The 25,273-nt window shown below is 64.1% G+C and carries 21 protein-coding genes; 9 read left to right on the forward strand and 12 right to left on the reverse strand.

The genetic code is table 11. The features are described from left to right. Nucleotides 1–113 precede the first annotated feature (113 nt). From SO156_RS23620 to SO156_RS23655, 8 genes are all read right to left on the reverse strand, one after another. Complete coding sequence (locus SO156_RS23620; RefSeq protein WP_498536424.1) at nucleotides 114–707, reverse strand: GNAT family N-acetyltransferase; 594 nt, start codon at nucleotides 705–707, stop codon at nucleotides 114–116. Nucleotides 708–714: 7 nt separating this feature from the next. Continuing rightward, nucleotides 715–2,217 carry a glycerol kinase GlpK gene (gene glpK / locus SO156_RS23625; protein ID WP_458145689.1) on the reverse strand — a complete coding sequence of 501 codons (1,503 nt, stop codon included), beginning with the start codon at nucleotides 2,215–2,217 and terminating at the stop codon, nucleotides 715–717. Nucleotides 2,218–2,408: 191 nt separating this feature from the next. Further along, the gene (locus SO156_RS23630) at nucleotides 2,409–2,903 is read right to left on the reverse strand and encodes an endonuclease domain-containing protein (RefSeq protein ID WP_498536425.1); all 495 of its coding nucleotides are present in this window, start codon (nucleotides 2,901–2,903) and stop codon (nucleotides 2,409–2,411) included. Nucleotides 2,904–3,143: 240 nt separating this feature from the next. Further along, nucleotides 3,144–4,286 carry a pimeloyl-CoA dehydrogenase small subunit gene (gene pimD, locus SO156_RS23635; protein WP_498536426.1) on the reverse strand — a complete coding sequence of 381 codons (1,143 nt, stop codon included), beginning with the start codon at nucleotides 4,284–4,286 and terminating at the stop codon, nucleotides 3,144–3,146. A gap of 143 nt (nucleotides 4,287–4,429) precedes the next feature. Further along, nucleotides 4,430–5,620 (reverse strand): pimeloyl-CoA dehydrogenase large subunit, encoded by a 1,191-nt coding sequence (gene pimC / locus SO156_RS23640; protein WP_498536427.1) that lies wholly within the window; start codon nucleotides 5,618–5,620, stop codon nucleotides 4,430–4,432. Between the two features lie 139 nt (nucleotides 5,621–5,759). Beyond that, nucleotides 5,760–6,947 (reverse strand): acetyl-CoA C-acyltransferase, encoded by a 1,188-nt coding sequence (locus SO156_RS23645; RefSeq protein ID WP_498536428.1) that lies wholly within the window; start codon nucleotides 6,945–6,947, stop codon nucleotides 5,760–5,762. Further along, nucleotides 6,944–8,629, reverse strand: a complete 1,686-nt coding sequence (gene pimA / locus SO156_RS23650; RefSeq protein WP_498536429.1) for a dicarboxylate--CoA ligase PimA — start codon at nucleotides 8,627–8,629, stop codon at nucleotides 6,944–6,946. Before pimA ends, SO156_RS23645 begins: the two co-directional genes overlap by 4 nt. A gap of 217 nt (nucleotides 8,630–8,846) precedes the next feature. Beyond that, complete coding sequence (locus tag SO156_RS23655; protein WP_498536430.1) at nucleotides 8,847–10,943, reverse strand: 3-hydroxyacyl-CoA dehydrogenase NAD-binding domain-containing protein; 2,097 nt, start codon at nucleotides 10,941–10,943, stop codon at nucleotides 8,847–8,849. 131 nt (nucleotides 10,944–11,074) lie between these two features. Between SO156_RS23655 and SO156_RS23660 the strand changes: the two genes are divergently transcribed. From SO156_RS23660 to SO156_RS23700, 9 genes are all read left to right on the forward strand, one after another. After that, entirely contained in the window at nucleotides 11,075–11,941 is an 867-nt protein-coding gene (locus tag SO156_RS23660; protein ID WP_498536431.1) for an IclR family transcriptional regulator, read from the forward strand. 66 nt (nucleotides 11,942–12,007) lie between these two features. Then, nucleotides 12,008–12,805 (forward strand): ABC transporter ATP-binding protein, encoded by a 798-nt coding sequence (locus SO156_RS23665; RefSeq protein WP_458145681.1) that lies wholly within the window; start codon nucleotides 12,008–12,010, stop codon nucleotides 12,803–12,805. Beyond that, the gene (locus SO156_RS23670; protein ID WP_458145680.1) at nucleotides 12,802–13,515 is read left to right on the forward strand and encodes an ABC transporter ATP-binding protein; all 714 of its coding nucleotides are present in this window, start codon (nucleotides 12,802–12,804) and stop codon (nucleotides 13,513–13,515) included. Before SO156_RS23665 ends, SO156_RS23670 begins: the two co-directional genes overlap by 4 nt. A gap of 13 nt (nucleotides 13,516–13,528) precedes the next feature. Further along, nucleotides 13,529–14,407, forward strand: coding sequence for a branched-chain amino acid ABC transporter permease (locus SO156_RS23675; RefSeq protein WP_458145679.1), 879 nt, complete (start codon nucleotides 13,529–13,531; stop codon nucleotides 14,405–14,407). Nucleotides 14,408–14,409: 2 nt separating this feature from the next. After that, entirely contained in the window at nucleotides 14,410–15,429 is a 1,020-nt protein-coding gene (locus SO156_RS23680; RefSeq protein WP_498536432.1) for a branched-chain amino acid ABC transporter permease, read from the forward strand. Nucleotides 15,430–15,449: 20 nt separating this feature from the next. Next, a complete protein-coding gene (locus SO156_RS23685; RefSeq protein ID WP_458145677.1) occupies nucleotides 15,450–16,679 on the forward strand; it encodes an ABC transporter substrate-binding protein in 1,230 nt (409 codons plus the stop codon). Nucleotides 16,680–16,795: 116 nt separating this feature from the next. Further along, entirely contained in the window at nucleotides 16,796–18,022 is a 1,227-nt protein-coding gene (locus tag SO156_RS23690; protein ID WP_458145676.1) for an ABC transporter substrate-binding protein, read from the forward strand. Nucleotides 18,023–18,293: 271 nt separating this feature from the next. After that, nucleotides 18,294–19,523, forward strand: coding sequence for an ABC transporter substrate-binding protein (locus SO156_RS23695; protein ID WP_458145675.1), 1,230 nt, complete (start codon nucleotides 18,294–18,296; stop codon nucleotides 19,521–19,523). Between the two features lie 203 nt (nucleotides 19,524–19,726). After that, a complete protein-coding gene (locus tag SO156_RS23700) occupies nucleotides 19,727–21,010 on the forward strand; it encodes a glycerate kinase type-2 family protein (RefSeq protein WP_498536433.1) in 1,284 nt (427 codons plus the stop codon). 123 nt (nucleotides 21,011–21,133) lie between these two features. Here SO156_RS23700 and SO156_RS23705 read toward each other — a convergent pair whose 3' ends face one another. Genes SO156_RS23705 through SO156_RS23720 form a run of 4 tightly spaced genes read right to left on the reverse strand, consistent with a single transcriptional unit; the run spans nucleotide 21,134 to nucleotide 25,272 of the window. Further along, the gene (locus tag SO156_RS23705) at nucleotides 21,134–21,658 is read right to left on the reverse strand and encodes an NADH-quinone oxidoreductase subunit B family protein (RefSeq protein ID WP_458145673.1); all 525 of its coding nucleotides are present in this window, start codon (nucleotides 21,656–21,658) and stop codon (nucleotides 21,134–21,136) included. Between the two features lie 3 nt (nucleotides 21,659–21,661). Further along, nucleotides 21,662–23,170 carry a hydrogenase large subunit gene (locus SO156_RS23710; RefSeq protein WP_498536434.1) on the reverse strand — a complete coding sequence of 503 codons (1,509 nt, stop codon included), beginning with the start codon at nucleotides 23,168–23,170 and terminating at the stop codon, nucleotides 21,662–21,664. A 3-nt stretch (nucleotides 23,171–23,173) separates the two neighbouring features. Beyond that, nucleotides 23,174–24,613, reverse strand: a complete 1,440-nt coding sequence (locus SO156_RS23715) for a hydrogenase 4 subunit F (protein ID WP_458145671.1) — start codon at nucleotides 24,611–24,613, stop codon at nucleotides 23,174–23,176. Beyond that, a complete protein-coding gene (locus tag SO156_RS23720) occupies nucleotides 24,610–25,272 on the reverse strand; it encodes a hydrogenase-4 component E (RefSeq protein WP_254102932.1) in 663 nt (220 codons plus the stop codon). Before SO156_RS23720 ends, SO156_RS23715 begins: the two co-directional genes overlap by 4 nt. Nucleotide 25,273 lies beyond the last annotated feature (1 nt).

Raw genomic sequence — 25,273 nt, forward strand, 5'->3', positions numbered from 1 at the left:
ATGCGAGACTGGAGGCGTCTTCAACGCGTAGCCCGCATGCAGCGAAGCGGAATGCGGGGACACCATTAACCCGGATTGCGCTGCGCTCCATCCGGGCTACGGGTCTCGGCATATCACTCGATGATCGGCACATGCCTCGCCGCGGTGCGCGGCACCGCGCCGACGAGGCGGGGATCGTCGGCGATCTCGATCTGGCGGCGGAAGGCGCGAAATCCGGAGCGGTGGTAGAAGGCGAGCGCCGAGGGGTGATCGAAGGTGCAGGTGTGCACCCAGACGCGCCTGACCTCCTGCGACCAGGCGCGTTGGAGCGCGCGGTTCATCAGCCAGCGGCCGGCACCGGTGCCGATGAGTTTTGCGGTGACGCCGAAGAACACGATCTCGCATTGGCCTGCCTCGCGAAAATCGAGCTCGAGCAGACCTTCTTCGCGGCCATCATCGACGAGCGCGTGGATCTCGACGCGCGGCGACTGCACGATTGCCGCGAGCTCGGCGTCCGGCATGCGCTGGCGCGAGAACCACAGCCAGTCCTCGCCGACCCGCGCATAGAGTGCGCGAAACCAGTCGAGATCGGGGCGCTCGACCCGGCACAACGTCCAGGCGCCGACCGGATCGTCGCGCAGCGGCGGCCGCGCAGTCATCTCCAGATGTGTGACGACCGCGGCGATCTTCCCACTCGGCACGTCGGAATATCCATCGGGGAGGATCATTCGCCGCTCACTCTCCCTCGTCGCTCGCGAGCACGCCCTTCACCGCACGCGCCCAGCCGGCGAGCTTTCGCTCGCGCGTCGCCTGGCTCATGTTCGGCTTGAAGCGGTGCTCGAGGCGCCAGTTGTCGGCGAATTGCGTCGGCTCGGGATAGACGCCGGCGTTGAGGCCGGCGAGATAGGCCGCGCCCAGCGCCGTCGTCTCCTGGATCACGGGGCGGTCGACAGGCGCGTCGAGGAGATCGGCGAGGCGCTGCATGGTCCAGTCGGAGGCGGCCATGCCACCGTCGACGCGCAGCACGATGTGGGCGGTCTCGGAATCGGGCCAGTCGGCGCGCATCGCGGCCCAGAGGTCGAACGTCTGGTAGCAGACGCTCTCCAGCGTGGCATGCGCGAGCTCGGCCGGGCCAGTGTTGCGCGTCAACCCGAACAGCGCGCCGCGCACGCGCGGATTCCAGTATGGCGCGCCCATGCCGACGAAGGCCGGCACGAGATAGACGCTCTGCATGGAATCGGACTGGTCGGCGAGCGGGCCAGTCTCGGCCGCGTGCTTGATGATGCCGAGACCATCGCGCAGCCATTGCACCGCGCTGCCGGCAACGAAGATCGAGCCTTCGAGGGCGTAGGTGCGTTTTCCGCCGAGCTGATAGGCGATGGTGGTCAGCAGCTTGTTCTTCGAGGCCACCGGCGTGGTGCCGGTGTTGAGCAGGGCGAAGCAGCCGGTGCCGTAGGTCGACTTCATCATGCCCGGACGGAAGCAGGCTTGCCCGATGGTCGCGGCCTGCTGGTCGCCGGCGATGCCGCAGATCGGAATTGCGCCGCCGAGCAGGTCGGGGGTGGTCTCGCCAAAGCGGGCGGAGGAATCCTTGACCTCCGGCAGCATCGAGCGCGGCACACCGATCAGCTCCAGCAGTTCGTCGTCCCATTCGCCGGTGTGGATGTTGAACAGCAGCGTGCGCGAGGCGTTGGTGGCATCCGTCGCATGCACCTTGCCGCCGGTCAGCCGCCAGAGCAGGTAGCAATCGACCGTGCCGAACATCAGTTCGCCGCGCGCGGCCCGCGCACGGGCGCCGGGGACGTTGTCGAGGATCCAGGCGACCTTGGTGCCGGAGAAATAGGGATCGATGATCAGGCCGGTCTTCTGGGAGATCCGCGGCTCGTGGCCTTCGGCCTTCAGCTTCGAGCAGATCTCGGCGGTGCGGCGGTCCTGCCAGACGATGGCGCGGTGCACGGCCTGGCCGGTGGCGCGGTCCCACACCACGGTGGTTTCGCGCTGGTTGGTGATGCCGATCGCGGCAATGTCCTTGGCGGTGACGCCGGCACGCTGAAGCGCGTCGCGGCAGACCGTCACGGTCGAGGTCCAGATGTCCTCCGGCTCATGCTCGACCCAGCCCGAGGCCGGGAAGTGCTGCGGAAACTCCTGCTGCGCGGTCGCCGCGATGGAAATATCGCTCCGAAACACGATGGCGCGCGAGGAGGTGGTGCCCTGATCGATGGCGAGGACGAAAGACATGAATGTTGACCTTGGCGATTCCGGTGTGCCGGGAGGGTTCTTGTGTCGCGGCTAAGGGAGCGGATTGGGGCGGGAAGGTCAAGGTAAGATGAAGGTGCTACCGCTGACCCTCCCCTGGAGGGGTCCGAGACGAGCGTAGCTCGCTCGTGGGTCGACCGCGCGAAGCGCGGGCGGGGTGGGGTGACAGACTATCAGCGCCTTCGGTGCTTCAATCGGGCGATCTCAGCATCCCTTGATCCGTACAGCTCGATGTAGATTCGCTCGAGCACGGCATTCAGGTCGACCGCAATCTCGGAATTCCAAAACCGCACGACACGATACCCCTCACTCTCAGGCCATTGTTGCCTCTCGCGATCACGCTTGGCCGCATCATCCTCGTTATGATGTCCGCCGTCGATTTCCAGGATGAGACGCTTGGCTGGAAAGAAGTCGACGACGTAAGGACCGATCGGCGCTTGTCGGCGGAAGTGCGACCCTTCGATCGGGAGCTCCTTGAGAGCACGCCACAGGATCCGTTCGTGCGGCGTGGTATTCGCTCTCAGTCTCTTCGCGGCAGCGCGTCGAATCGATGTTGAGACCATCTTTGCGGCTTCACCCCACCCCGCTCGCGCTTCGCGCGAGCGACCCACGAGCGAGCTACGCTCGTCTCGGACCCCTCCAGGGGAGGGTGAAGTGAAGTGCGACATCGATACAATTGCAAGTAGTTCTACTGGCTACACGCTTCGAGCTTCACGACCGGCCAGACTGTCGTCATCGACAGCAGCGGCACCACCGAGGCGGGTACCTCGCTGATTCCCCTTACTCAGTCGTCATCGCCCGGCTTGACCGGGCGATCCAGTACTCCGCGGCGGAAGTTGCATGAATGAACTGCCGCTGCGGAGTACTGGATGCCCCGGTCAAGCCGGGGCATGACAGTCATCGTGGGGCTAGATCAACCCGCCCGCGTCGGCGACGCGGCGCTGGTGATACTCGGTGTCGCCAAACGTGTTCTCGATCATGGTCAGGCGCTTGAAGTAGTGGCCGATCTTCGCCTCCATGGTCATGCCGATGCCGCCGTGGAGCTGGATCGCCTGCTGGCCGACGAATTTCAGCGACTTGCCGATCTGCACCTTGGCTGCTGCAACCGCATTGGAGCGCTCCCTGGCGTCCTCGAAATCGCTCGCCATGGTCGCGAACATCGACATCGAGCGGGCCTGCTCGGCGGCGACGAACATGTCGGAGGCGCGGTGCTGGAGGCTCTGGAACGAGCCGATCGCCACACCAAACTGCTTGCGCGTCTTGATGTACTCGACGGTGGTCTTGAGCGACTCATCCATCAGGCCGACCGCTTCGGCGCAGAGGGCGACGCGGGCCTCATCGACGACACGCTCGATCAGCACGAGCGAATTCTCGGGGTTGCCGATCGCCGCATCGGCGCCGACTTCGACGCCGGTGAAGGTGATGTCGGCAGCGTGCAGGCCGTCCTGCGTCGGATACGACTTCTTGCTGACACCCTTGCTGTTGGCGGGAACCAGGAAGACGCCAATGCCGGTCTTGTCGCGGCGGTCGCCGTTGGTGCGGGCGGTGACGACAAGCGTGTCGGCGTTCTCGCCGTTGAGCACGACGAACTTTTCGCCGTCGATGACCCAGCCGCTGCCCTTTTTCTTCGCCGTGGTCGCGACATCGAAGAGATCGTAGCGCGAATTCTTCTCGAGCTGCGCAAACGCAAGCGTCTGGCTGCCGTCGATGATGCCGGGCAGGTGCGCGGCCTTCTGCGCATCCGAGCCGCCATGGCGCAGGAAGCCGCCGCCGATCACCACCGTCGCGAGATAGGGCTCGAGCACGAGCGCCTTGCCGAGCGCCTCCATCACGATCATGGTCTCGACGCCGCCGCCACCGAAGCCGCCATCGGCTTCGGTGAAGGGCAGGCCCAGGAGGCCCTGCTCGGCGAGCTTGCCCCAGACGGCTTTGCTCCAGCCGCCCTTCTCGGCCATGTACTTCTTGCGACTCTCGAAGTCGTAAGAATCCGTCAAGAGGCCGTCGACGCTGTCCTTGAGAAGCCGCTGCTCCTCGGTCAAATCAAAATCCATGGTTCTAAGCTTTCCTCGTACCCGGAATCATTTGGTTTCGTCATTCCGGGGCACGCGCCATAGCGCGTGAACCCGGAATCCAGAGGTTGTGGCGCGAGATTCCGGGTTCGCCGCTATCGCGGCGCCCCGGAATGACGGCCCCCTCACAACCCCAGCACCGCCTTGGCAATGATGTTGCGCTGGATCTCGTTGGAGCCGCCGTAGATCGAGACCTTGCGGTTGTTGAAGTAGCTCGGCGCGATCTGGGCGGTCCAGTCCATGGCTTCGTTCGAGCCGTCGTCGCCGTGGATGTCGTAAGGCGCAGCGAACGGGCCGATGACTTCCATGAGCAGTTCGGTCGTGGTCTGCTGGATCTCGGAGCCCTTGATCTTCAGCACCGAGGACGCCGGATTGGGCTTGCCCTTTCCATGCTTGCCCTCATCCGCGACGACACGGAGCTGCGTGAGCTCCAGCGCCTTCAGCTCGATCTCGCAGGCCGCGAGCTTCTCACGGAAGGCGGCGTCCTGGATGATCGGCTTGCCGCCGGACTCGACCTTGGAGGCCAGCTCCTTGATGCGGCGGATGCGCTCCTTGGAGACGCCAACGCGCGCAATCCCGGTGCGCTCATTGCCGAGCAGGAATTTTGCGTAGTCCCAGCCCTTGTTCTCTTCGCCGATCAGGTTCTCGTAGGGTACCTCGACGTCGTCGAAGAACACTTCGTTGACCTCGACGCCGCCGTCGATGGTCTGGATCGGGCGCACGGTCACGCCCTTCGACTTCATGCTGAAGACGATGAACGAAATGCCCATCTGCTTCTTGGCCGACGGATCGGTGCGGCAGAGGCAGAAGATCATGTCGGCGTGCTGAGCGAGCGTGGTCCAGGTCTTCTGGCCGTTGATGATCCACTTGTCGCCCTTGCGCTCGGCCTTGGTCTTCAGCGAAGCCAGGTCCGACCCCGAGCCCGGCTCCGAGAAACCCTGGCACCACCAGTCGTCGACATTGGCAATGCGCGGCAGATACTGCTTCTTCTGTTCCTCATTGCCGAAGGTGTAGATCACCGGGCCGACCATGCTGACGCCGAAGGCAAGCGGCTGCGGCGCCGGATAGGACTGGAGCTCCTCGTTGAAAATGTAGTGCTGCACGCTGGTCCAGCCGGTGCCGCCATATTGCTTCGGCCAGTGGCTGACGCCCCAACCCTTCTTGTTGAGGATGCGCCACCACGTCACCATCTCATCCTTCGAGAGGTGGCGGCCCTCGACCAGCTTGCGGCGCGTGTCCGGCGGCACGTTGTCGCGGAAGAACTGCCGCACTTCCTCGCGAAACGCCTGCTCTTCTTTCGTGAATGCGAGATCCATCGGATCCTCCTGTGAATATATCAATCCCGCCGTCATTCCGGGATGGCCCGAAGGGCCAGGCCCGGAATCCATATCCCCGATCGGTGGCTATGGATTCCGGGCTCGCCGCTTCGCGGCGCCCCGGAATGACGAAAAAGTTCTACTGCAGCACCTCAAAAAGTCCCGCTGCGCCCATGCCGCCGCCGACGCACATGGTGACGACCGCGTATTTGGCTTTGCGGCGGCGGCCTTCGATCAGGGCGTGGCCGGTCAGCCGCGCGCCCGACATGCCGTAGGGATGGCCCACCGAGATCGCGCCGCCATCGACGTTGATCTTGTCGGGATCGATGCCGAGCTTGTCGCGGCAATAAAGCACCTGCACGGCAAACGCCTCGTTCAATTCCCAGAGACCGATGTCGTCAACCTTGAGTCCATGGCGCTTGAGGAGCCGCGGCACGGCGAAGACCGGGCCGATGCCCATCTCGTCGGGCTCGCAGCCGGCCGAGACGAAACCGCGGAAGATGCCGAGCGGCTTCAGGCCGCGCTTGGCCGCTTCCTTGTCGCTCATGATCACGGTCGCGCTGGCGCCGTCGGAGAGCTGGCTGGCATTGCCGGCAGTGACGGTGAAACCTTCGCCGCGCACGGGCTTCAGGCCGGCGAGGCCTTCGGCGGTGGTTTCAGGGCGCGGACCCTCGTCCTGCGACAGTGTCACATCCTTGAAGGAGACTTCGCCGGTCGCCTTGTCGGCCACGGCCATCTTGGTCGTGATCGGCGCGAGCTCGTCCTTGAACTTGCCGCCCTGCTGCGCGGCCGCCGTGCGGCGCTGGCTCTCCAGCGAATATTCGTCTTGGCGTTCGCGCGAGATGCCATAGCGCTTCGCCACGACCTCAGCCGTGTCGATCATGGGCATGTAGACTTCGCCCTTGATCTTCAGCAGCGCCGGATCCTGGGCATGGAAGCCGTTCATCTTGTCGTTCTGCACCAGCGAGATCGACTCGCCGCCACCGCCGACCGCGATCTCGACGCCGTCGAAGATCACCGAGCGCGCGGCAAGGGCAATCGCCTGCAGGCCCGAGGCGCATTGCCGGTCGATGGTGGTGCCGGCGACGGTAACCGGCAGGCCGGCACGCAGCAGCGCCTTGCGCGCGATGTTGCCGCCGGTCGCGCCCTGCTGAAGGGCCGCACCCATCACGACGTCCTCAACCTCCTTCGGATCGATCTTCGCACGCGCGACGGCCTCGCCGATGGCGTGGCCGAGCAGCGTCGCGCCCTCGGTGGCGTTGAGCGCGCCGCGATAGGCCTTGCCGATTGGCGTGCGGGCGGTGGAAACGATGACGGCGTCGGTCACGAGCGGACTCCTGTAGCGCTTTGTTGGGTGGATTGAGATGGTTTCTGCTGCTGGCGCAATTCGTGGCGCGACAGCTTGCCGACCGGCGTGCGCGGCAGCTCGTCGACGAACTCGATCGCCGCCGGCAATTCATGCTTGCCGACCTTGCCGGCAAGGAAGCTGCGGAGATCGTCGACCGAGAACGGCTTTGCATCCGGCTTGAGCTTGATGAAAGCTTTTGCCGCCTCGCCGCGATACTGATCGGGAATACCGATCACGATGACCTCGTGCACGCCCGGGTGCGTATAGATCGCCTGCTCGATCATCTGCGGATAGACGTTGAAGCCGCCGGAGATGATCATGTCCTTCTTGCGATCGACCAGGAAGAAATAGCCGTCCGCGTCGCGATAACCGATGTCGCCGGTGAGGAAGCGGCCATCGGCAAAGGACTCCGCGCTCTCCTTCGGCTTGTTCCAGTAGCCCGTGGTGACGTTCGGGCCCTTGATGCGGATCTCGCCGACTTCGCCCGGCGGCATCACCCTTGTCGGATCATCCAGCGACACGACGTCGAGCTCGATGCCGGGCAGCATCAGACCGATTGATCCCGGCTTTTCCGGGCCGACGGGCGGATGCCCCGTGCCTGGCGAACAGGTCTCGGTCATGCCCCAGCCGCTCTTGAGCTTCTTGCCGACCTTGCGCTCGAAGAAGTTCGCGACCTCCACCGGCAGCGGCGCGCCACCTGAGCCAATCATGGCAAGCGAGGAGAAATCGCGCCTGTCGAGATCGGGGAGCGCCGCAATCGCGATCCACATCGTCGGGACGCCCGGAAAATAGGTCGCGCGCTTGACCTCGATGTCGCGCATGACCGCCTCGACATCGAAACGCTGATGGAGCGAGATCAGATTGCCGCGGCGAAGCGAGGACAACAGAACGACGGTCAGCGCGTAGATGTGGAACAGCGGCAGCACGCAGATCACGCGCTCGACAACGTTGCCGCGCGCGGCGCGGCTCGGCCTGCCCCAGACGTCGTAGATCGAGACGGCCGAGGTGAGATTGCCGTGCGTGAGCATGGCGCCTTTCGGCAGGCCCGTGGTGCCACCGGTATATTGCAGGAGTGCCACGTCATCGGCGTCGACGGCAGGCCATCGTGCCGGCTTGGGGGCGCCCTCGACGAAGCTCTTGAAGGTAATGATCCTCGGATCGGCGGGGATCGCGGCTTGCGGCGTGCCGACCTTGCCCCAATGATCGTCCTCACAGACGACCAGGCGGTCGATCAGGCCTTTTTCCAGAAACTTCAGCGCAGTCGGCAGCAGCGCTGCCAGGTTCGAGGTGACGAGCACCCGCGCGCCGGAATCGCTGACCTTGTGCGACAGCGCGATCTCGCCGTCGAGCGGCGACAGATGCGCGACGCGCGCGCCGGCTTTGAGTGCGCCGAAGAAATTGACGGGGTGATCGGGCGTGTTGCCGAGGAACAGCGCAACGGAAGAGCCCTTGCCGCAGCCGGCGCGCAGGAAGGCAGCGGCGGCCGCTTCCGCCATCGCTTCGAGCTCGCCGTAGCTGATCGGGCGATCGCGGAATTCGAGCGCGGCACGCGTGCCGAAGTCGGCGGCGGCTTTCGACAGTAGACTAGGCAACGTGCCCTGGGAAATCGCGTCGTCCCAATGCACGCCTTCGGGATAAAACTGTTCGCCGGGATGGGTCATGGGCGATCGATACTCTGCAAAGCGGCCGCAACAATGTCGCGTGAGGTGGGCACAAGCGGACGGGCTCCCTTCCCCCTTGCGGGGAAGGGTTGGGGAAGGGGGTAGCCACAAGCGCTGACGTCACCCGGGGCTACCCCCCTCCCTGCCCCTCCCCCGCAAGGGGGGAGGGAACGGAGAGAGCGCCCCCGGAACGACAGACGACTTGTGGTAAACCCCATCACGCCGCTTTCGACTCTGCCGCGAGCGAGGCGAAGGTCTTGCCTTCTGCTGCGAGCTTCTTCAGCAGCGGCGCGGGCTCGAGGCTCGGGTCGTTGGTCTCCTTGGCATAGACCGACAGGCGGTCGGCGATGTGCTTGAGGCCAACGGTGTCGGCCCAGTACATCGGGCCGCCACGATAGATCGGCCAGCCATAGCCGTAGAGCCAGACTACGTCGATATCAGACGGACGTGCGGCGATGCCTTCTTCGAGGATCTTCGCGCCCTCGTTGATCATCGGGTACATCATGCGCTCGAGGATCTCCTCGTCGCTGACGACGCGCTTCTTGCGACCGAGGCGCAGCAGCGTCTCGTCGATCAGCTTCTCGACCTCCGGATCGGGCAGCGGTGCGCGGGAGCCGGCCTCGTACTTGTAATAGCCCTTGCCGGTCTTCTGGCCGAAGCGGCCGGCTTCGCACAGCGCGTCCGCGATCTCCGACTTGATGCCGCGATCCTTGCGCGAGCGCCAGCCGATATCGAGCCCGGCGAGATCGCCCATCGCGAACGGCCCCATCGGCATGCCGAACTTCGTCACGACGGCGTCGACCTGCTGCGGCAGCGCGCCTTCGAACAGCAGTTTTTCCGCCTGCTTGCCGCGCTGCGCCAGCATGCGGTTGCCGACAAAGCCGTCGCAGACGCCGACCACGGCCGGCACCTTCGCGATCTTGCGCGCGATGGTGACGGCGGTCACCAGCGCATCGGGCGCGGTCTTGTCGGCGCGCACGATCTCGCACAGCTTCATGACGTTGGCCGGCGAGAAGAAGTGCATGCCCAAAACGTCCTGCGGACGCTTGGTGGACTTGGCGATCTCGTCGATGTTCAGATACGAGGTGTTGGAGGCGAGCACGGCGCCCGGCTTGACGTATTGATCGAGCTTGCCGAACACTTCCTTCTTGACCGCCATGGTCTCGAACACGGCTTCGATGACGAGATCGGCATTGCCGACATTCTCGATGCCGACGACGCCGTTGATCAGCGCCATGCGCTTGGCGGGCGCATCCGCCGGGATGCCGCCGCGCGCCGCGGTTGCTTCCCAGTTCTTCTGCATGATGCCCATACCGCGCTTGAGCTGCTCCTCGCCGGTCTCGATCAGGGTGACGGGAATGCCGGCATTGGCAAAGGACATCGCGATGCCGCCGCCCATGGTGCCGGCACCGAGGATGGCGACGCGCTCCACGGGACGCGATTTCGTGCCCTCGGGCACGCCCGCGATCTTGTTGGCCTCGCGCTCGGCGAAGAAGGCGTAACGCTGCGCCTTGGACTGGTCGCTGGTGAGGAGCTTGAGAAAGCCTTCGCGCTCCTTCTTCAGACCCTCGTCGAACGGCAGGTCGATGGCGTAGCCGACGGCGTCGGCAGCCGCGAATGGCGCTTCCAGGCCGCGCGACTTCTTGGTCATCGCGGCAACCGCATTGGTGAAGATCGAGCGGTCGGCCTTGGCCGCAGCGATCTTGCTGTCATCGTCGCGCAGGCGCCGCAAGGGGCGCTTCTCGGCGAGCAGCTTGCGGACGAAGGCTTCCCCGCCCGCAGCCGGCCCCTCGACGATCTCCTCGATCAGGCCGTTCTTCAGCGCCTCCGCCGCGCCGATCGGATCGCCGCCGACGATCATCTTGACCGCGAGTTCCGGGCCGACCGCGCGCGGCAGGCGCTGGGTACCGCCAGCGCCGGGCAGCAGGCCAAGCTTCACCTCGGGCAGGCCGAGCTTTGCTTCTTTCGTCGCCACGCGGAAATGACAGGAAAGTGCGACCTCGAGACCGCCGCCGAGCGCGGTGCCGTGGATCGCAGCAACGACCGGCTTGGGCGAATTCTCGATCTCCGCGAGCACGTCATTGAGCGCGGGCGGCTTCGGCGGTTTGCCGAATTCGGTGATGTCGGCGCCGGCGATGAAGGTGCGGCCCGCGCAGGTCAGCACGATGCCCTTGATGGCGGGATCGGCAACCGCCTGCTTGACGCATTCCAGGATTCCGCCGCGGACGGCCGCACTGAGCGCGTTCACCGGAGGACTGTTGACCGTGACGACCCCGATCTCGTCATGACGCTCAAGCTTGACCACTTCGCTCACGGCATACCCTCCGGATAAGGATTTACTTTTGTTTCAATTTCGCAGTGCGGAATTTAATTCCGCATCTTGACGGCAGGGTTATTTTGAAGCACGTGGCTTGTCAACGACTCCGCGCGAGAAGCAGATCAGGGATGAAACGTACGGGAAAGAAACCAGCGACCGATCGGAACTTCGTCGTCGCGCTTTCCCGCGGGCTCGATGTATTGCGCGCATTCCAACCCAATGACGGGCTTCTCGGCAATCAGGAGATCGCGGCCCGCACGAATTTGCCCAAGCCAACCGTCTCGCGGCTGACCTATACGTTGACCAGGCTCGGTTATCTTACACCGGTTCCCCGCTTCGAAAAGTACCAGCTCGCACCCGCCGCTTTGGCGCTCGGTTATGCGGCGCTCGCCAATCTCGGCATTCGCCATCTGTCCGAGCCGTTTCGCGAGGAAGTGATGCGCGCCACGGGCGGCGCCGTCGCGGTGGGCGGGCGCGACCGCCAGAGCATGATCTATTTCGGGCAGAGCCGAGGCAACGAGACCGTCGGCGTTCAACTTGACGTCGGCTCTCGCGTGCCGATTGCAACCAGCGCGATGGGCCGTGCCTATTTCTGGGCACTGGGAGAAGAGGAACGCGCGTCGCTCTTGCGTGACTTGCGCGAACATTACGGCAGCCGCTGGCCGAAATTGCGCGACGGGTTGGAGCGTTCCGGCGAGATCGTCGCGAAATACGGCTTTGCGATTTCGGTCGGCGACTGGCACGACGACATCGGCGCCGCGGGCGTCGCGCTCAGGCTGAACGATGGAACCGGTCCCTACGCTTTCAATTGCGGCGCGCCCGCATTCCGCTTTACGGAAGAGCGTTTGATCACCGACATTGGACCACGTCTCTTGGCGATGGTAAGGAACATCGAAGCGGCGCTCGGGGGAATAGCGCCGCAATTCAAAAAAGAAGCCGGCAAGAAGCTGAAATCAGGAGGGAAAGTTGCACGTGTGGCCGAGGGGATCAGATAGCCGTCGTCGTTGCAGAGGGTGCATCGTGTCGCCCTCCGGCCCACTCAACGGTGTGGGCGAGACGAGATGACGCAGGTACAGCTCGCGCAGGGGAATTCTCCTCTGCTCGCGGTTCGCGACGTCAGCGTCGTGTTCGGCGGCATCGTCGCGCTCAACGGCGTGTCCTTCGACATGCACAAGGGGCAGATCCTCGGGCTGATCGGTCCCAACGGCGCCGGCAAGACCACGCTGTTCAATTGCCTCTCCCGGCTCTACCAGCCCTCGTCCGGCGACATCCTGATGGAAGGCGCGAGCATCCTGACGCGACCGCCGCACCGGATCGCCGAGATCGGCATCGGCCGCACCTTCCAGAACGTGGCGCTGTTCCCCAACCTGTCGGTGATGGACAATGTGCGCGTCGGTACCCATGCGCGCACCTCCAGCGACATCGTCAGTGACTCGCTTCGTCTCGCCTGGGTTCGCCGCAGCGAGTCCAGCGTCAACAAGAAGGTGCACGAGATCCTCGCCTATCTCGACCTCGAGGACGTCGCCCACACCATCGTCTCCGGCCTGCCCTTCGGCACGCAGAAGCGCGTCGAATTGGCGCGGGCGCTGGCGGCGGATCCCAAGATCCTGCTGCTCGACGAGCCGGCCGGCGGTCTCAACCATGAGGAGGTCTATGTGCTCGGCGACCTCATCCGCCGCATCCGCGACGATCGCCACATGACCGTGCTGCTGGTCGAGCACCACATGGGGCTGGTGATGTCGATCGCCGACCACGTCGTGGCGCTGAATTTCGGCAAGAAGCTCGCGGAAGGCACGCCCGCCCAGGTGCAGGCGGATCCCGACGTCATCAAGGCCTATCTCGGGAGCAAGGACCAATGACGATGCTGCTCAACGTCAAGGACCTGCGCGCCTATTACGGCCAGGTGCAGGCCCTTCACGGCCTGTCCTTTTCGCTCAACGAGGGCTCGCTGACGACGCTCCTGGGTGCCAACGGCGCCGGCAAGACCACCACGCTGCGCGCGATCTGCAACATGGTGCGCTCCACCGGCGCGATCGAGTTCGACGGCAAGCCGCTCGCCAGCCGCTCGACCGAAAACATCGTGCGCTTCGGCATCGCGCATGTGCCGCAGGGCCGCGGCACCTTCACCAACATGACGGTCGAGGAAAATCTTCAGCTCGGGGCCATCACCCGCAAGGACAATGCCGGCATCGTCTCCGACATCGAGCGCATGTATGCGCATTTCCCGGTCCTCAAGCAGCGGCATACCCAGCAGGCCGGCACGCTCTCGGGCGGCGAGCAGCAGATGCTCGCGGTTGCCCGCGCGCTGATGCTGCGGCCCCGCCTGATGCTGCTCGACGAGCCGTCCTTTGGACTCGCGCCGCTGATCGTGCGCGACCTCTTCAAGATCCTCGGCAAGATCAACCGCGAGGACAAGGTCACGATCCTGGTGGTCGAGCAGAACGCCCAGCTCGCGCTCGAACTCGCCGACCAGGCCTATGTGATCGAGACCGGCCGCATCGTGATGTCGGGCAATGCCAAGGACATCGCGAACAACGAGGACATCCGCAAATCCTATCTGGGTTACTGAGGGAGCCGGGACGATGGAGCTTTTCACCAACCAGGTCCTGGCCGGGATTGCGACCGGCGCGATCTATGCCTGCATGGCGCTCGCCGTGGTCATGATCTACCAGGCGATCGACCATCTCAACTTCGCGCAAGGCGAGATGGCGATGTTCTCAACCTTCATCTCCTGGCAGCTGATGCAATGGGGCGTGCCCTACTGGGGCGCGTTCGTCCTCACGCTGGTCTTCGCCTTTGTCGGCGGCATCGCGATCGAGCGCATCCTGTTCAAGCCGCTCGCCAAGGCGCCGATCCTGACCAACGTCGCCGGCTTCATCGCGCTGTTTTCGATCATCAACTCCTCGGCCGGCCTGATCTGGGACTTCACCATCAAGCAGTATCCGACCCCGTTCGGCTCCTCGCCGTTCCTCGGCAGCCAACTCATCTCGACCCACCAGGCCGGCATGATCGGCGTGACCCTGCTGCTGCTGATCGGCCTGTTCTTCTTTTTCCGGTACACGAGGATCGGCCTCGCCATGCGGGCGGCAGCCTCATTGCCTGAATCGGCCCGCCTCGTCGGCATCAACACGAGCTGGATGATCGCGCTCGGCTGGGGCATGGCCTCCGCTATCGGCGCCATTGCCGGCATGCTGATCGCCCCGGTGGTATTCCTCGAGCCCAATATGATGGTCGGCGTCCTGCTCTATGGCTTTGCAGCTGCAGTGCTCGGCGGCTTGTCGAGCCCGTTCGGCGCCGTCGTCGGCGGTTTCCTCATGGGTATCTTCGAGAACCTTGTCGGCACCTACGTCCCCGGCGTCGGCAATGAGCTGAAGCTCCCGATCGCCCTTGCGCTGATCATTTCCGTCCTGGTCGTCAAACCCGCTGGCCTGTTCGGCCGGCACATCGTCAAGCGAGTTTGATCATGAGCGCAGCAGAAGAAGTCGTTGCCGAAGGCCACGAGACGGTCGAGGCCGTTCCGAAGCGGGCCATGACGCTGAGCACGACCACCTCGCTGGTGGTGCTCGCAGCGCTCCTGATCGTTCCGCTGTTCGCCAAGAACTTCATCATCTTCCAGTTGACGATGCTCCTGATCTACGGGCTCGCTGTGCTGGCGCTGAACATTCTCACCGGCGGAAGCGGCCAGTTCTCGCTCGGCCAGAGTGCGTTCTATGCCGTCGGGGCCTACGTCACAGCGGTGCTGATGGAGCAGTTCAACGTCAACTATGCGCTGACGCTGCCGGTCGCCGGCGTGGTCTGTTTCGGCTTCGGCTTCCTGTTCGGCCAGCCGGCGCTGCGACTCTCCGGCGTCTATCTGGCGCTCGCGACGTTTGCGCTCGCCACCGCCATGCCGCAGCTTCTGAAGCTGAACTTCCTCGAGCACTGGACCGGCGGCGTCCAGGGTCTCGTCGTCACCAAGCCGGACGCCCCGTTCGGCCTGCCGATGGGCCAGGACATGTGGCTGTACTACTTCACGCTCCTCGTGACGCTCGCGATCTACGTTTTCTCGGTGAATCTCTTGCGTTCCCGCTCGGGCCGCGCCTTCATGGCGATCCGCGACAACGAGATCGCGGCCTCCTCGATGGGCGTCAACGTTGCGCTGTACAAGACGCTGGCCTTCGGTGTGTCCGCCGGCATCACCGGCGTCGCCGGCGGCCTCAGCGCCATCGCGGTGCAGTTCGTCGCGCCCGACAGCTACAACATCACGCTCGCGATCTCGCTGTTCCTCGGCATGGTCGTCGGCGGCGTCGGCTGGCTGCCCGGCTCGTTCGTCGGCGCGGCCTTCATCATCTTCGTGCCGAACATGGCGGAAAGCATCTCAAAAGGCCTTTCCGGCGCAGTGTTCGGCGTGCTCCTGTTCCTCGTCATCTTCCTGGTGCCGCATGGCGCAAGGCAGGTTGCGATCGTCAGCCAACAGTTGATTGGCAAACTCAAGAAGAACTGAAACGTCCAAAGGAGACTGAATTGCTGTTTGCAAGACTACTCGGAACCGCCGCGGTCGTAACGGCGGTCGCAACGATCACCTCCGGCGCAGCGCTCGCCCAAAAGAAATACGATACCGGCGCGACCGACACCGAGATCAAGATCGGCAACATCATGCCGTATAGTGGTCCGGCCTCCGCCTACGGCGTCATCGGCAAGACCGAAGAAGCCTATTTCAAGATGATCAACGAGAAGGGCGGCATCAACGGTCGCAAGGTCAACTTCGTCACTTATGACGACGCTTACTCGCCGCCGAAGGCGGTCGAGCAGGTCCGCAAGCTCGTCGAGAGCGACGAGGTGCTGGCCGTGTTCAACCCGCTCGGTACGCCCTCCAACACAGCGATCCAGAAATATCTCAACGCCAAGAAGATCCCGCAGCTGTTCGTCGCGACCGGCGCGACCAAGTGGAACGATCCGAAGAACTTCCCCTGGACCATGGGCTGGCAGCCCTCCTACCAGAGCGAAGCGCAGATCTACGCGAAGTGGTTGATGAAGGAGAAGCCGGACGCCAAGGTCGCGGTGCTCTACCAGAACGATGATTTCGGCAAGGACTACCTGAAGGGCACCAAGGACGGGTTCGGCGCCAAGGCGGCGTCCACCATCATCATGGAGGAAAGCTACGAGGTGTCCGAACCGTCGATCGACGGTCATATCGTCAAGATCAAGGCTGCCAATCCGGACGTGCTCGTGATCTACGCAACGCCGAAATTCGCTGCCCAGGCCATCAAGAAGGTGGCCGAGCTGTCCTGGAAGCCCCTCCAGATCGTCACCAACGTTTCGAGCTCGGTCGGTGGTGTGATGAAGCCGGCCGGCCTTGAAAACTCGCAGGACATCCTGTCTGCCACTTACGGCAAGGACGCCGGCGACCCGCAGTGGAACAATGACCCCGGCTTGAAGAAGTGGTCGGAGTTCGTCGACAAGTACATGCCTGGCACTGACAAGAACGACAGCTTCGTCGTCTATGGCTACGGTGCGGCGCAGACGCTCGCCAAGGTGCTGGAATTGTGCGGCGACGATCTCACCCGCGCAAACGTCATGAAGCAGGCGGCGAGCCTGAAGGACTTCGTTCCTGACACCTTGCTGCCCGGCATCAAGATCAACACCAGCGCGACCGATTTCGCCCCCATCAGCCAGCTCCAGATGCAGCGCTTCAAGGGTGAGAAATGGGAACTTTTCGGCGAGATCATCAGCGGCGACGTCGCTTCCGAGTGATACGCTGACGCAACAGCTTACCAGATGAGCCCCCGCGAGTTATCGCGGGGGCTTTTTGTTGACGGCCGACGCCAATCTTGTTCAATGCAGAGCCAATCCAACCGGGTGGGGGAGCAATGACTGCCGTCCGTCTTCAGTTCGCGGCCCTGTCGGTCGTATTCGTCTTGTGCGCCGCAGCGAACGGCCTTGCTCTGGCACAAAAGAAATATGACACCGGCGCTTCCGACACCGAGATCAGGATCGGCAACATCATGCCCTACAGCGGTCCGGCCTCCGCCTATGGCGTGATCGGCAAGACCGAGGAGGCCTATTTCAACAAGATCAATGCGGAAGGCGGCATCAACGGCCGCAAGATCAAGTTCATCTCCTACGATGACGCGTACTTGCCGCCGAAGACGCTCGAGCAGGCCCGCAAGCTCGTGGAGAGCGACGAAGTATTCCTGATCTTCGGATCGCTCGGCACCTCCACCAACAGCGCCATCCGCAAGTACATGAACGAGAAGAAGGTGCCGCAATTGTTCGTGGCAAGCGGCGCCTCCAAATGGAACGATCCGACGAACTACCCATGGACCATGGGCTGGCAGCCGAGCTACGCCAGCGAAGCACGCATCTACGCCAAATACATCATCAAGGAGAAGCCGGACGCCAAGATCGGCGTGCTCTACCAGAACGATGATTTCGGCAAGGATTATCTGAAGGGCCTGAAGGACGGCCTCGGGCCGAAGGCCTCGATGATCGTGATCGAGGACGGCTACGACACCTCCGAGCCCGCGATCGACGAGCGCATCGTGAAGCTGAAGGCCTCGGGTGCCGACGTCTTCATCAGCATCACCACGCCGAAATTCGCAGCCCAGGCGATCAAGAAGGCGGCCGAGATCAACTGGCATCCGATGCACATCATCTCCAACGTTTCAGCATCGGTCGGCGGCGTGATCGAGCCGGCCGGCTTCGAGGTGTCGCAGGGCATCCTCTCGGCGACCTATGTCAAGGATGGCTCGGATCCGCAGTGGAACGCTGATGACGGGATGAAGAGGTTCTACGATTTCCTGGCGCAGTTTGATCCCAAGGCGAACAGGGTCGATGCCGCCGTCGCGTTCGGCTACGGCGCGGCGCAGACGATGGTGAAGGTTCTTCAGATGTGCGGCGACGATCTCACGCGCGAGAATGTCATGAGGCAGGCTGCGAGCTTGAAGGATTTTGCGCCGGACACGCTGCTTCCCGGCATCACGATCAACACCGCGCCGGACAATTTCGCGCCGATCGCACAGCTCCAGATGATGCGCTTCAAGGGCAAGTCGTGGGCGGTGTTCGGCGACGTCATCTCCAGCGAGCTCGGCCATTAGGGCGCGGGGAAGTAGCGCAACCGGTAATCGGTAGCGACGGCTGTCGCAACTTCCAACAGCCTGGTTAACGCGTGCCGCTATCTCGCGACCGCAGCCGGTTCGCTGACCTCCATCAGATGGATGACTACTAAAGGAGAAGGCCTTGGGACGCCGTCGCAGGGCCTTTTTCTTGATGCTGCAACGCAAATCGTATTCAATTGCAGGTGCGTCGCAAAGAAACCAACGACAAGAAGAAGGACGCACACACGCCAAGAAAATCAGGGAGATTGGAATGCCCGCTGTCACTGGCAAATTTGTTGCCGCGTCAGTCGCGCTTGCGCTGTTCGCGGCCTCGACCTCCACTGCATCAGCCCAGAAGAAATACGATACCGGTGCGACCGACACCGAGATCAAGATCGGCAACATCATGCCCTATAGCGGACCGGCCTCCGCCTACGGCATCATCGGCCGCACCGAAGCCACCTATTTCAAGAAGATCAACGATGAGGGCGGCATCAACGGTCGCAAGATCAACTTCATCTCCTATGACGACGCCTATTCGCCGCCGAAGACGGTGGAGCAGGCGCGCAAGCTTGTCGAGAGCGACGAGGTGCTCTTCATCTTCAACTCGCTCGGCACGCCGCCGAACTCGGCGATCCAGAAATACATGAACTCCAAGAAGGTGCCACAGCTCTTCGTCGCCACCGGCGCCACCAAGTGGAATGATCCGAAAGACTTCCCCTGGACCATGGGCTGGCAGCCCAACTACCAGAGCGAGACGCAGATCTACGCGAAGTGGCTCCTGAAGAACAAGCCGGACGCCAAGATTGCCGTGCTGTTCCAGAACGACGACTACGGCAAGGACTATCTCAAGGGCCTGAAGGACGGTCTCGGCGCGAAGGCGGCGAGCATGATCGTCGCGGAGGAGAGCTATGAGACCTCCGAGCCGACGATCGACAACCACATCGTGAGACTGAAGGCGACCGGCGCCGACGTCTTCATGAACATCACGACGCCGAAATTCGCCGCGCAAGCGATCAAGAAGAACGCCGAGATCGGCTGGAAGCCGCTGCACTTCCTCAACAACGTCTCCGCCTCCGTCGGCAGCGTGCTCAAGCCCGCCGGCTTCGAGAATTCGCAGGACATCATCTCCGCCGACTATCTGAAGGACGTGTCCGATCCGACGTGGGCCAACGATGCCGGCATGAAGGAATTCCTCGCCTTCATGACGAAGTATTTCCCCGACGGCGACAAACTCGATCACGGCACCATCACCGGCTACGGCGTAGCGCAGACCCTGGTGCAGGTGTTGAAGCAGTGCGGCGACGATCTCACGCGCGAGAACATCATGAAGCAGGCGGCGAACCTGAAGAACTTCCGCACCGAGGTGCTGCTGCCCGGCGTCCAGATCAACACCTCCCCGACCGACTTTGCGCCGATCAGCCAGCTCCAGCTCGAGAAGTTCAAGGGCGAGAAATGGGAGCTGTTCGGCGACGTGATCAGCGCCGACGTCGGAGGCTGACCACCGGCGGATTTGAGGTACGAGAACGCCCCTCGCGAGAGCCTCGCGGGGGGCTTTTCATGGCCTTTCGATGATCATCACGCGATCGCATAATCGAATGATGAGCAAGCCCGCTTACGCTTTGCGCGGCGATGCGCTAGGCAAGAGGCGGCGAACTCTGGCGAGGTCGCCGGCAACCGCCTCTCCTTGACGAAAGCATCGCCATGACCGACCGACGCCCCCTGCTCCGCGCCCTCTATGACGCCGCCGTCGCCGCCGCCCATCCCGACGTGGTGCTGGCGCCGCACCTGCGCCCCGCGCCAAGAGGCCGCGTGATCTGCCTCGCCGCCGGCAAAGGCGCGGGCGCCATGGCCGCGGCCGCCGAGCGGCATTATCTCGATACGCTCAAGCTCGATCCGGAACGATTGGTCGGCATCGCCACCACCCGCCACGGCTACGGCGTACCGACGCGGCGAATCCGCGTGGTCGAGGCCGGCCATCCCGTGCCGGACGAAGCCGGCCTGAAGGGCGCCGCCGACACGCTCGCGCTCGCAGGCGAGGCCGGTCCCGATGATCTGCTGCTGGTGCTGCTCACCGGTGGCGGCTCGGCCAACTGGATCGCGCCGGTGGACGGCATCAGCTTTGCGCAGAAGCAGGCGGTCAACAAGGCGCTGCTCCGCTCGGGCGCACCGATCGGCGAGATGAATGTCGTGCGCAAGCATCTGTCGCGCATCAAGGGCGGGCGGCTGGCGCGCGCCGGCAAAAATGCCGCCGAGATCGTCACGCTCGCGATCTCCGACGTGCCGCATGACGACCCCTCCGCGATCGCCTCCGGCCCCACCGTGCCCGATCCGACCACGCTGGCTGACGCGCGCGCGATCGTCGCGAAATACAAGCTCGACATCGACGATGCCGTTCGCCGTGCGCTCGACGATCCCGCCAACGAAAGCTGCAAGCCCGGCGATGCCGCGTTTGCGCACGCACATTTCGAACTGATCGCGCGGCCCAAGCAGTCGCTCGACGCCGCAGTCAAGCTCGCGAAGGAGGCGGGCTATGAGGTGATCGATCTCGGCGCCGATCTCGAAGGCGAGGCGCGCGAGGTTGCCGCCGAGCATGCGAGGCTGGCCTTGACGGCGCGCGCCGCCGGCAAACGCACCGCCATCCTCTCCGGCGGCGAGCTCACGGTGACCGTGCGCGGCAACGGCCGCGGCGGCCCGAACCAGGAATACGCGCTGGCGCTCGCCAGCCTCCTGAAGGACACGCCCGACATCGCCGCGCTCGCCGGTGACACCGACGGCGCCGACGGCGGCGCGGGCACGCCCACCGACCCCGCCGGCGCGATGATCGACGCGGCGACGTTTGCGAAGATGAAGGCTCTGGCGCTGGAACCGCAGGCCTATCTCGACAACAACGACGCGACGGCGTTTTTTGCGGCCACGGGCGATCTGCTGCTGCCGGGGCCGACGCTGACGAACGTGAACGACATCAGGGTGATTTTGGTGGATTGAGAGACGGGCCTCTCCTCCGTCATGGCCGGGCTTGACCCGGCCATCCACGTGCCGCCGTGTCTGTGGAGAGACGTGGATGCCCGGGTCAAGCCCGGGCATGACGACTGAGGGTATAGCGGCAGCTCACCCATTCCTGCCGACGTGCTCCAACAGCGCGAGCAGGCCCTTCAGCAAATCCGTTGGAGTCGGCGGGCAGCCCTTGATGTGCAGGTCCACCGGCACGACCTCGGACACGCCGCCGACGCAGGCGTAGCTGCCTTTGAAGATGCCGCCATCCGCGGCGCAGCCGCCGACCGCAACCACCCATTTCGGATCGGGCGTGGCGTTGTAGGTGCGCTCCAGCGCCTGCCTCATGTTCTTCGTCACCGGTCCCGTGACCAGCAGCACGTCGGCATGGCGCGGCGAGGCGACGAACCGCAGACCAAAACGTTCGATGTCGTAGAAGGCGTTGGAGAGCGCGTGGATCTCGAGCTCGCAGCCGTTGCAGGATCCGGCATCGACCTGGCGGATCGCGAGCGAGCGGCCAAGTCTTGCCTGCGCGGCCCGGTCGACCTTCGCCGCGAGTTCGGCTAGCGCCGTATCGTCTGGTGCCGGGGCGGGCTCGGTGAGAGAGCCGTGGGTGAGGCTTTCGAGCAGGGTCTTGCGCATGGCTCAGAGGTCCGCGCCCGAATAGGAACAGTTGAACGACTTGTTGCAGAGAGGGAAGTCGGCGATGATGTTGCCATCGATCGCAGTCTCCAGCAGCGGCCACTGGAACCACGAGGCATCGCGCAGGTGGCAGCGCTGCACACGCAGCTCGGCGTCCAGCCTGAGCCAGACCAGCACGTCGCCGCGAAACGCTTCCGTCACGGCCAGGCCGTCGCGTTCACCGCGCGCAGCGCGCAGCACACGCATGATCTCGCCCGGCGCGATCAGGTCCAGAATCTGCGTGATCAGCGCGACACTCTGCTCGACCTCGCGGATGCGGATCCAGACCCGCGCATTGACGTCGCCCGTCTCGAGCACTGGAACCTCGAACGACAAGCGATCGTAGGGTGCATAAGGAAGCATGCGCCGCGCATCGAAATCGCGACCCGAGGCGCGGCCGACAAAACCGCCGGCGCCGAACTGGCGCACATATTCGGCCTTCACGATGCCCGTTGTGACGGTGCGGTCCTGAAGTGAGGCCGTGTTGTCGTAGAGCTCGATCAGACGCGGGAGCACCTTGTTGATTTCGGCGAGCAGCGTGCGCAGTGCTGCAACGCCGTCCGGCGTGATGTCACGCACCACGCCACCGGGCACGATGACGTCCATCATCAGCCGATGACCGAAAGCGAGATCGGCGGCGCGCAAGCAGCGCTCACGCAAAATGCCGGTCTGCGCATGCATCAGCGCAAAGGAGGCGTCGTTGCAGATCGCACCGATGTCGCCGAAATGATTGGCGAGCCGCTCCAGCTCCGCCATCAGCGCCCGCAAATACGTCGCGCGCGGCGACGCCTCGATGTCGAGCGCCGCTTCGACGGCGCGCGCGAAGGCGAAGGCATAGGCGACCGCGCTGTCGCCGGAGGTTCGGTTGGCGAGCTTGGCCGCGCCCTCGAGGCTTGCGCCCTGCATCAGGGATTCGACGCCCTTGTGGGTATAGCCGAGCAATTGCTCCAGCCGCACCACGTGCTCGCCATTGGCCGTGAAGCGGAAGTGGCCCGGTTCGATGATGCCGGCATGGACGGGTCCGACCGCAACCTGGTGCAGCGCCTCGCCTTCTGCCGGCAGAAATTTATACGGGACCGCCTCGCGCGGCGCGTTGCGGCTGCCGAGCGGGAACGATTTGCCCCAAAGGTAATGATCGAACCACGGCCGCGTATCGTCCGCGCCGGTTGGCGTCAGCCCGAACAGGTCGTGGATGCTACGCTCCAGCCGCAGCGCGGGCGGGTGATGGCGAGCGACACTTGGAAAGTGACCGGCCGCACATTTGTAGGTGACGACCGCGATCTCGGCTACGCCTCCATCGAGCAGCGCCATGTGAACAGCGGCCGGCTCACCCCAGAAGCCAAGCAGGGTCACGCGTCCGGCGACCAGCTGGTCGATCGCCGCCCGCCAGCCCGCTTCCGCCACGACGACACGCGGCCAGGGCCGGTGTGAAGGCACCGCGTGAACATGGGGGATGCTGTCGAGGATGCCCATCGCCTATCCCAGCAGCCTTGCAACGTTCGTGAAGCCGGTCACCAGGACCGGCGGCAGATAGATGCCAGCCATCGCGACCAGCGCCAGATGCGTGAACATCGGCACGTAAGAGGCTTCCGCCGGCGCGGTCTTGCCCCTGGGCTCGCCGAACATCACGACGCCGATCCGGAGGAGGAGCCCGCCGAGCGCGATGATGATGCCGAGCACCAGGATCGCGGTCAGCCATGGCGCGCGAGAAAAGGTCGAGCTGACGACCAGGAACTCGCTCATGAAGATGCCGAGCGGCGGCAGGCCGACGATGGCGATGACGCCGAGCATCAGGCCCCAGCCGAGCACCGGATTGGTCACCGTGAGCCCGCCGATATCGGCAATCTTCTGGGTACCCTTGACCTGCGCGACATGGCCGACCGCGAAGAAGATCGCGGATTTGGTCAGCGAGTGCATGGTCATGTGCAGAAGGCCGGCGAAATTCGCGAGCGGCCCGCCCATGCCGAAGGCAAAGACGATGATTCCCATGTGCTCGATCGAGGAATAGGCGAACATGCGCTTGATGTCGCGGCGGCGATACAGCATCAGCGCCGCGAAGATCACCGAGACCAGGCCCATGGTCACCATCAGCGGCCCCGGCGCGATCGCCGCCGAATTGACCGCGAGCATCATCTTGAAGCGCAGGAGCGCATAGAGCGCGACATTGAGCAGAAGGCCCGAGAGCACCGCGGAGATCGGCGTCGGACCTTCGGCATGGGCATCGGGCAGCCAGGCATGCAGCGGCGCCAGGCCGACCTTGGTGCCGTAGCCGAGCAGCAGAAAGACGAAGGCGACGTTGAGCAGCGCCGGATCGAACGCGGCGGCGTGCTGCACGAGCACGGTCCAGACCATGCCGTCGAGCCCCTCACCCACCGCCGGGCGCGCCGCCATGTAGACCAGGATGGTGCCGAACAGCGCCAGCGCAATGCCAACGCTGCCGAGGATGAAATATTTCCAGGCGGCCTCCAGCGCCTCATGAGTGCGGTAGATGCCGACCATCAGCACGGTCGTCAACGTCGCGATCTCGACCGCGACCCATATCAGGCCGATATTGTTGGCGACGAGCGCGAGGTTCATCGCGAACATCAGCGTCTGGTACATCGCGTGATAGAAGCGCAGGAAGGTTGGCGTCAGCCGCCCGGTCTCGATCTCGTGATGGATGTAGCTGGCGCTGAACACGGATGTCGTGAATCCGACGAATGTCGTCAGCACGATGAAGACCCTGTTGAGGTCATCGAGCAGCAGGTATTGCCCTGACGTCGGCTCGATCACGAACAGCGAGAGCGAGGTGAGGAAAGTTGCGAGCGATGCCACGACATTGAGCTTCGCCGTCAAGAGGTAGCCGGGCAGGATCGCAAGCAGCGCGGCCGAAACGGCCGGAATCAGCAGGATCGCACCGAGTGCGTCGATCGTCATCGTCGCTCTCCCCTGAAGCGGTCGAGCGCCTGCACGTCGACGCTGTCAAAGCGCTCGCGGATGCGGAACAGGAAGATGCCGATCACGATGAAGGCGATCAGGACCGAGAAGGCGACGCTGATCTCGACCACCAGCGGCATGCCCTTGGCGCCCGTCGCCGCCAGCACCAAGCCGTTCTCCAGCGACATGAAGCCGACCACCTGGCTGACCGCATTGCGCCTTGTGACCATGATCAAGAGCCCGAGCAGCACCACCGACAGCGCGAAGGCGAGGTCCTCGCGCGCGAGCGCATCTGCGCCAGGCGTGACCCGCAGCATCACCACCATCGACAGCGCGACGAGGCCGATGCCGGCCATCATGGTCAGCCCGATACCGATCACGTTCTCGATCTCGCGATGGATGCCGAGCCGCCGGATAATCCGATGCAGCGCCACCGGAATGATGATGGCCTTGAAAACGAGGGCGATCAGCGCGGTGACATAGAGATGCGGCGCGGCCTGGACGTAGGCCTGCCAGGCCACCGACAGCGCCAGTACGGTCGCATGCAGCGCATAGACGTTGAGCAGCGCATAGAGCCGGTCCTGGTAGAGCAGCATGAAGCTCGCCAGCACGAGCGAGCCGGCGAGCAGGTGGGCGATATCGAATTGCAGGCTGCTCATG

The organism is Bradyrhizobium sp. UFLA05-125, assembly GCF_059803515.1.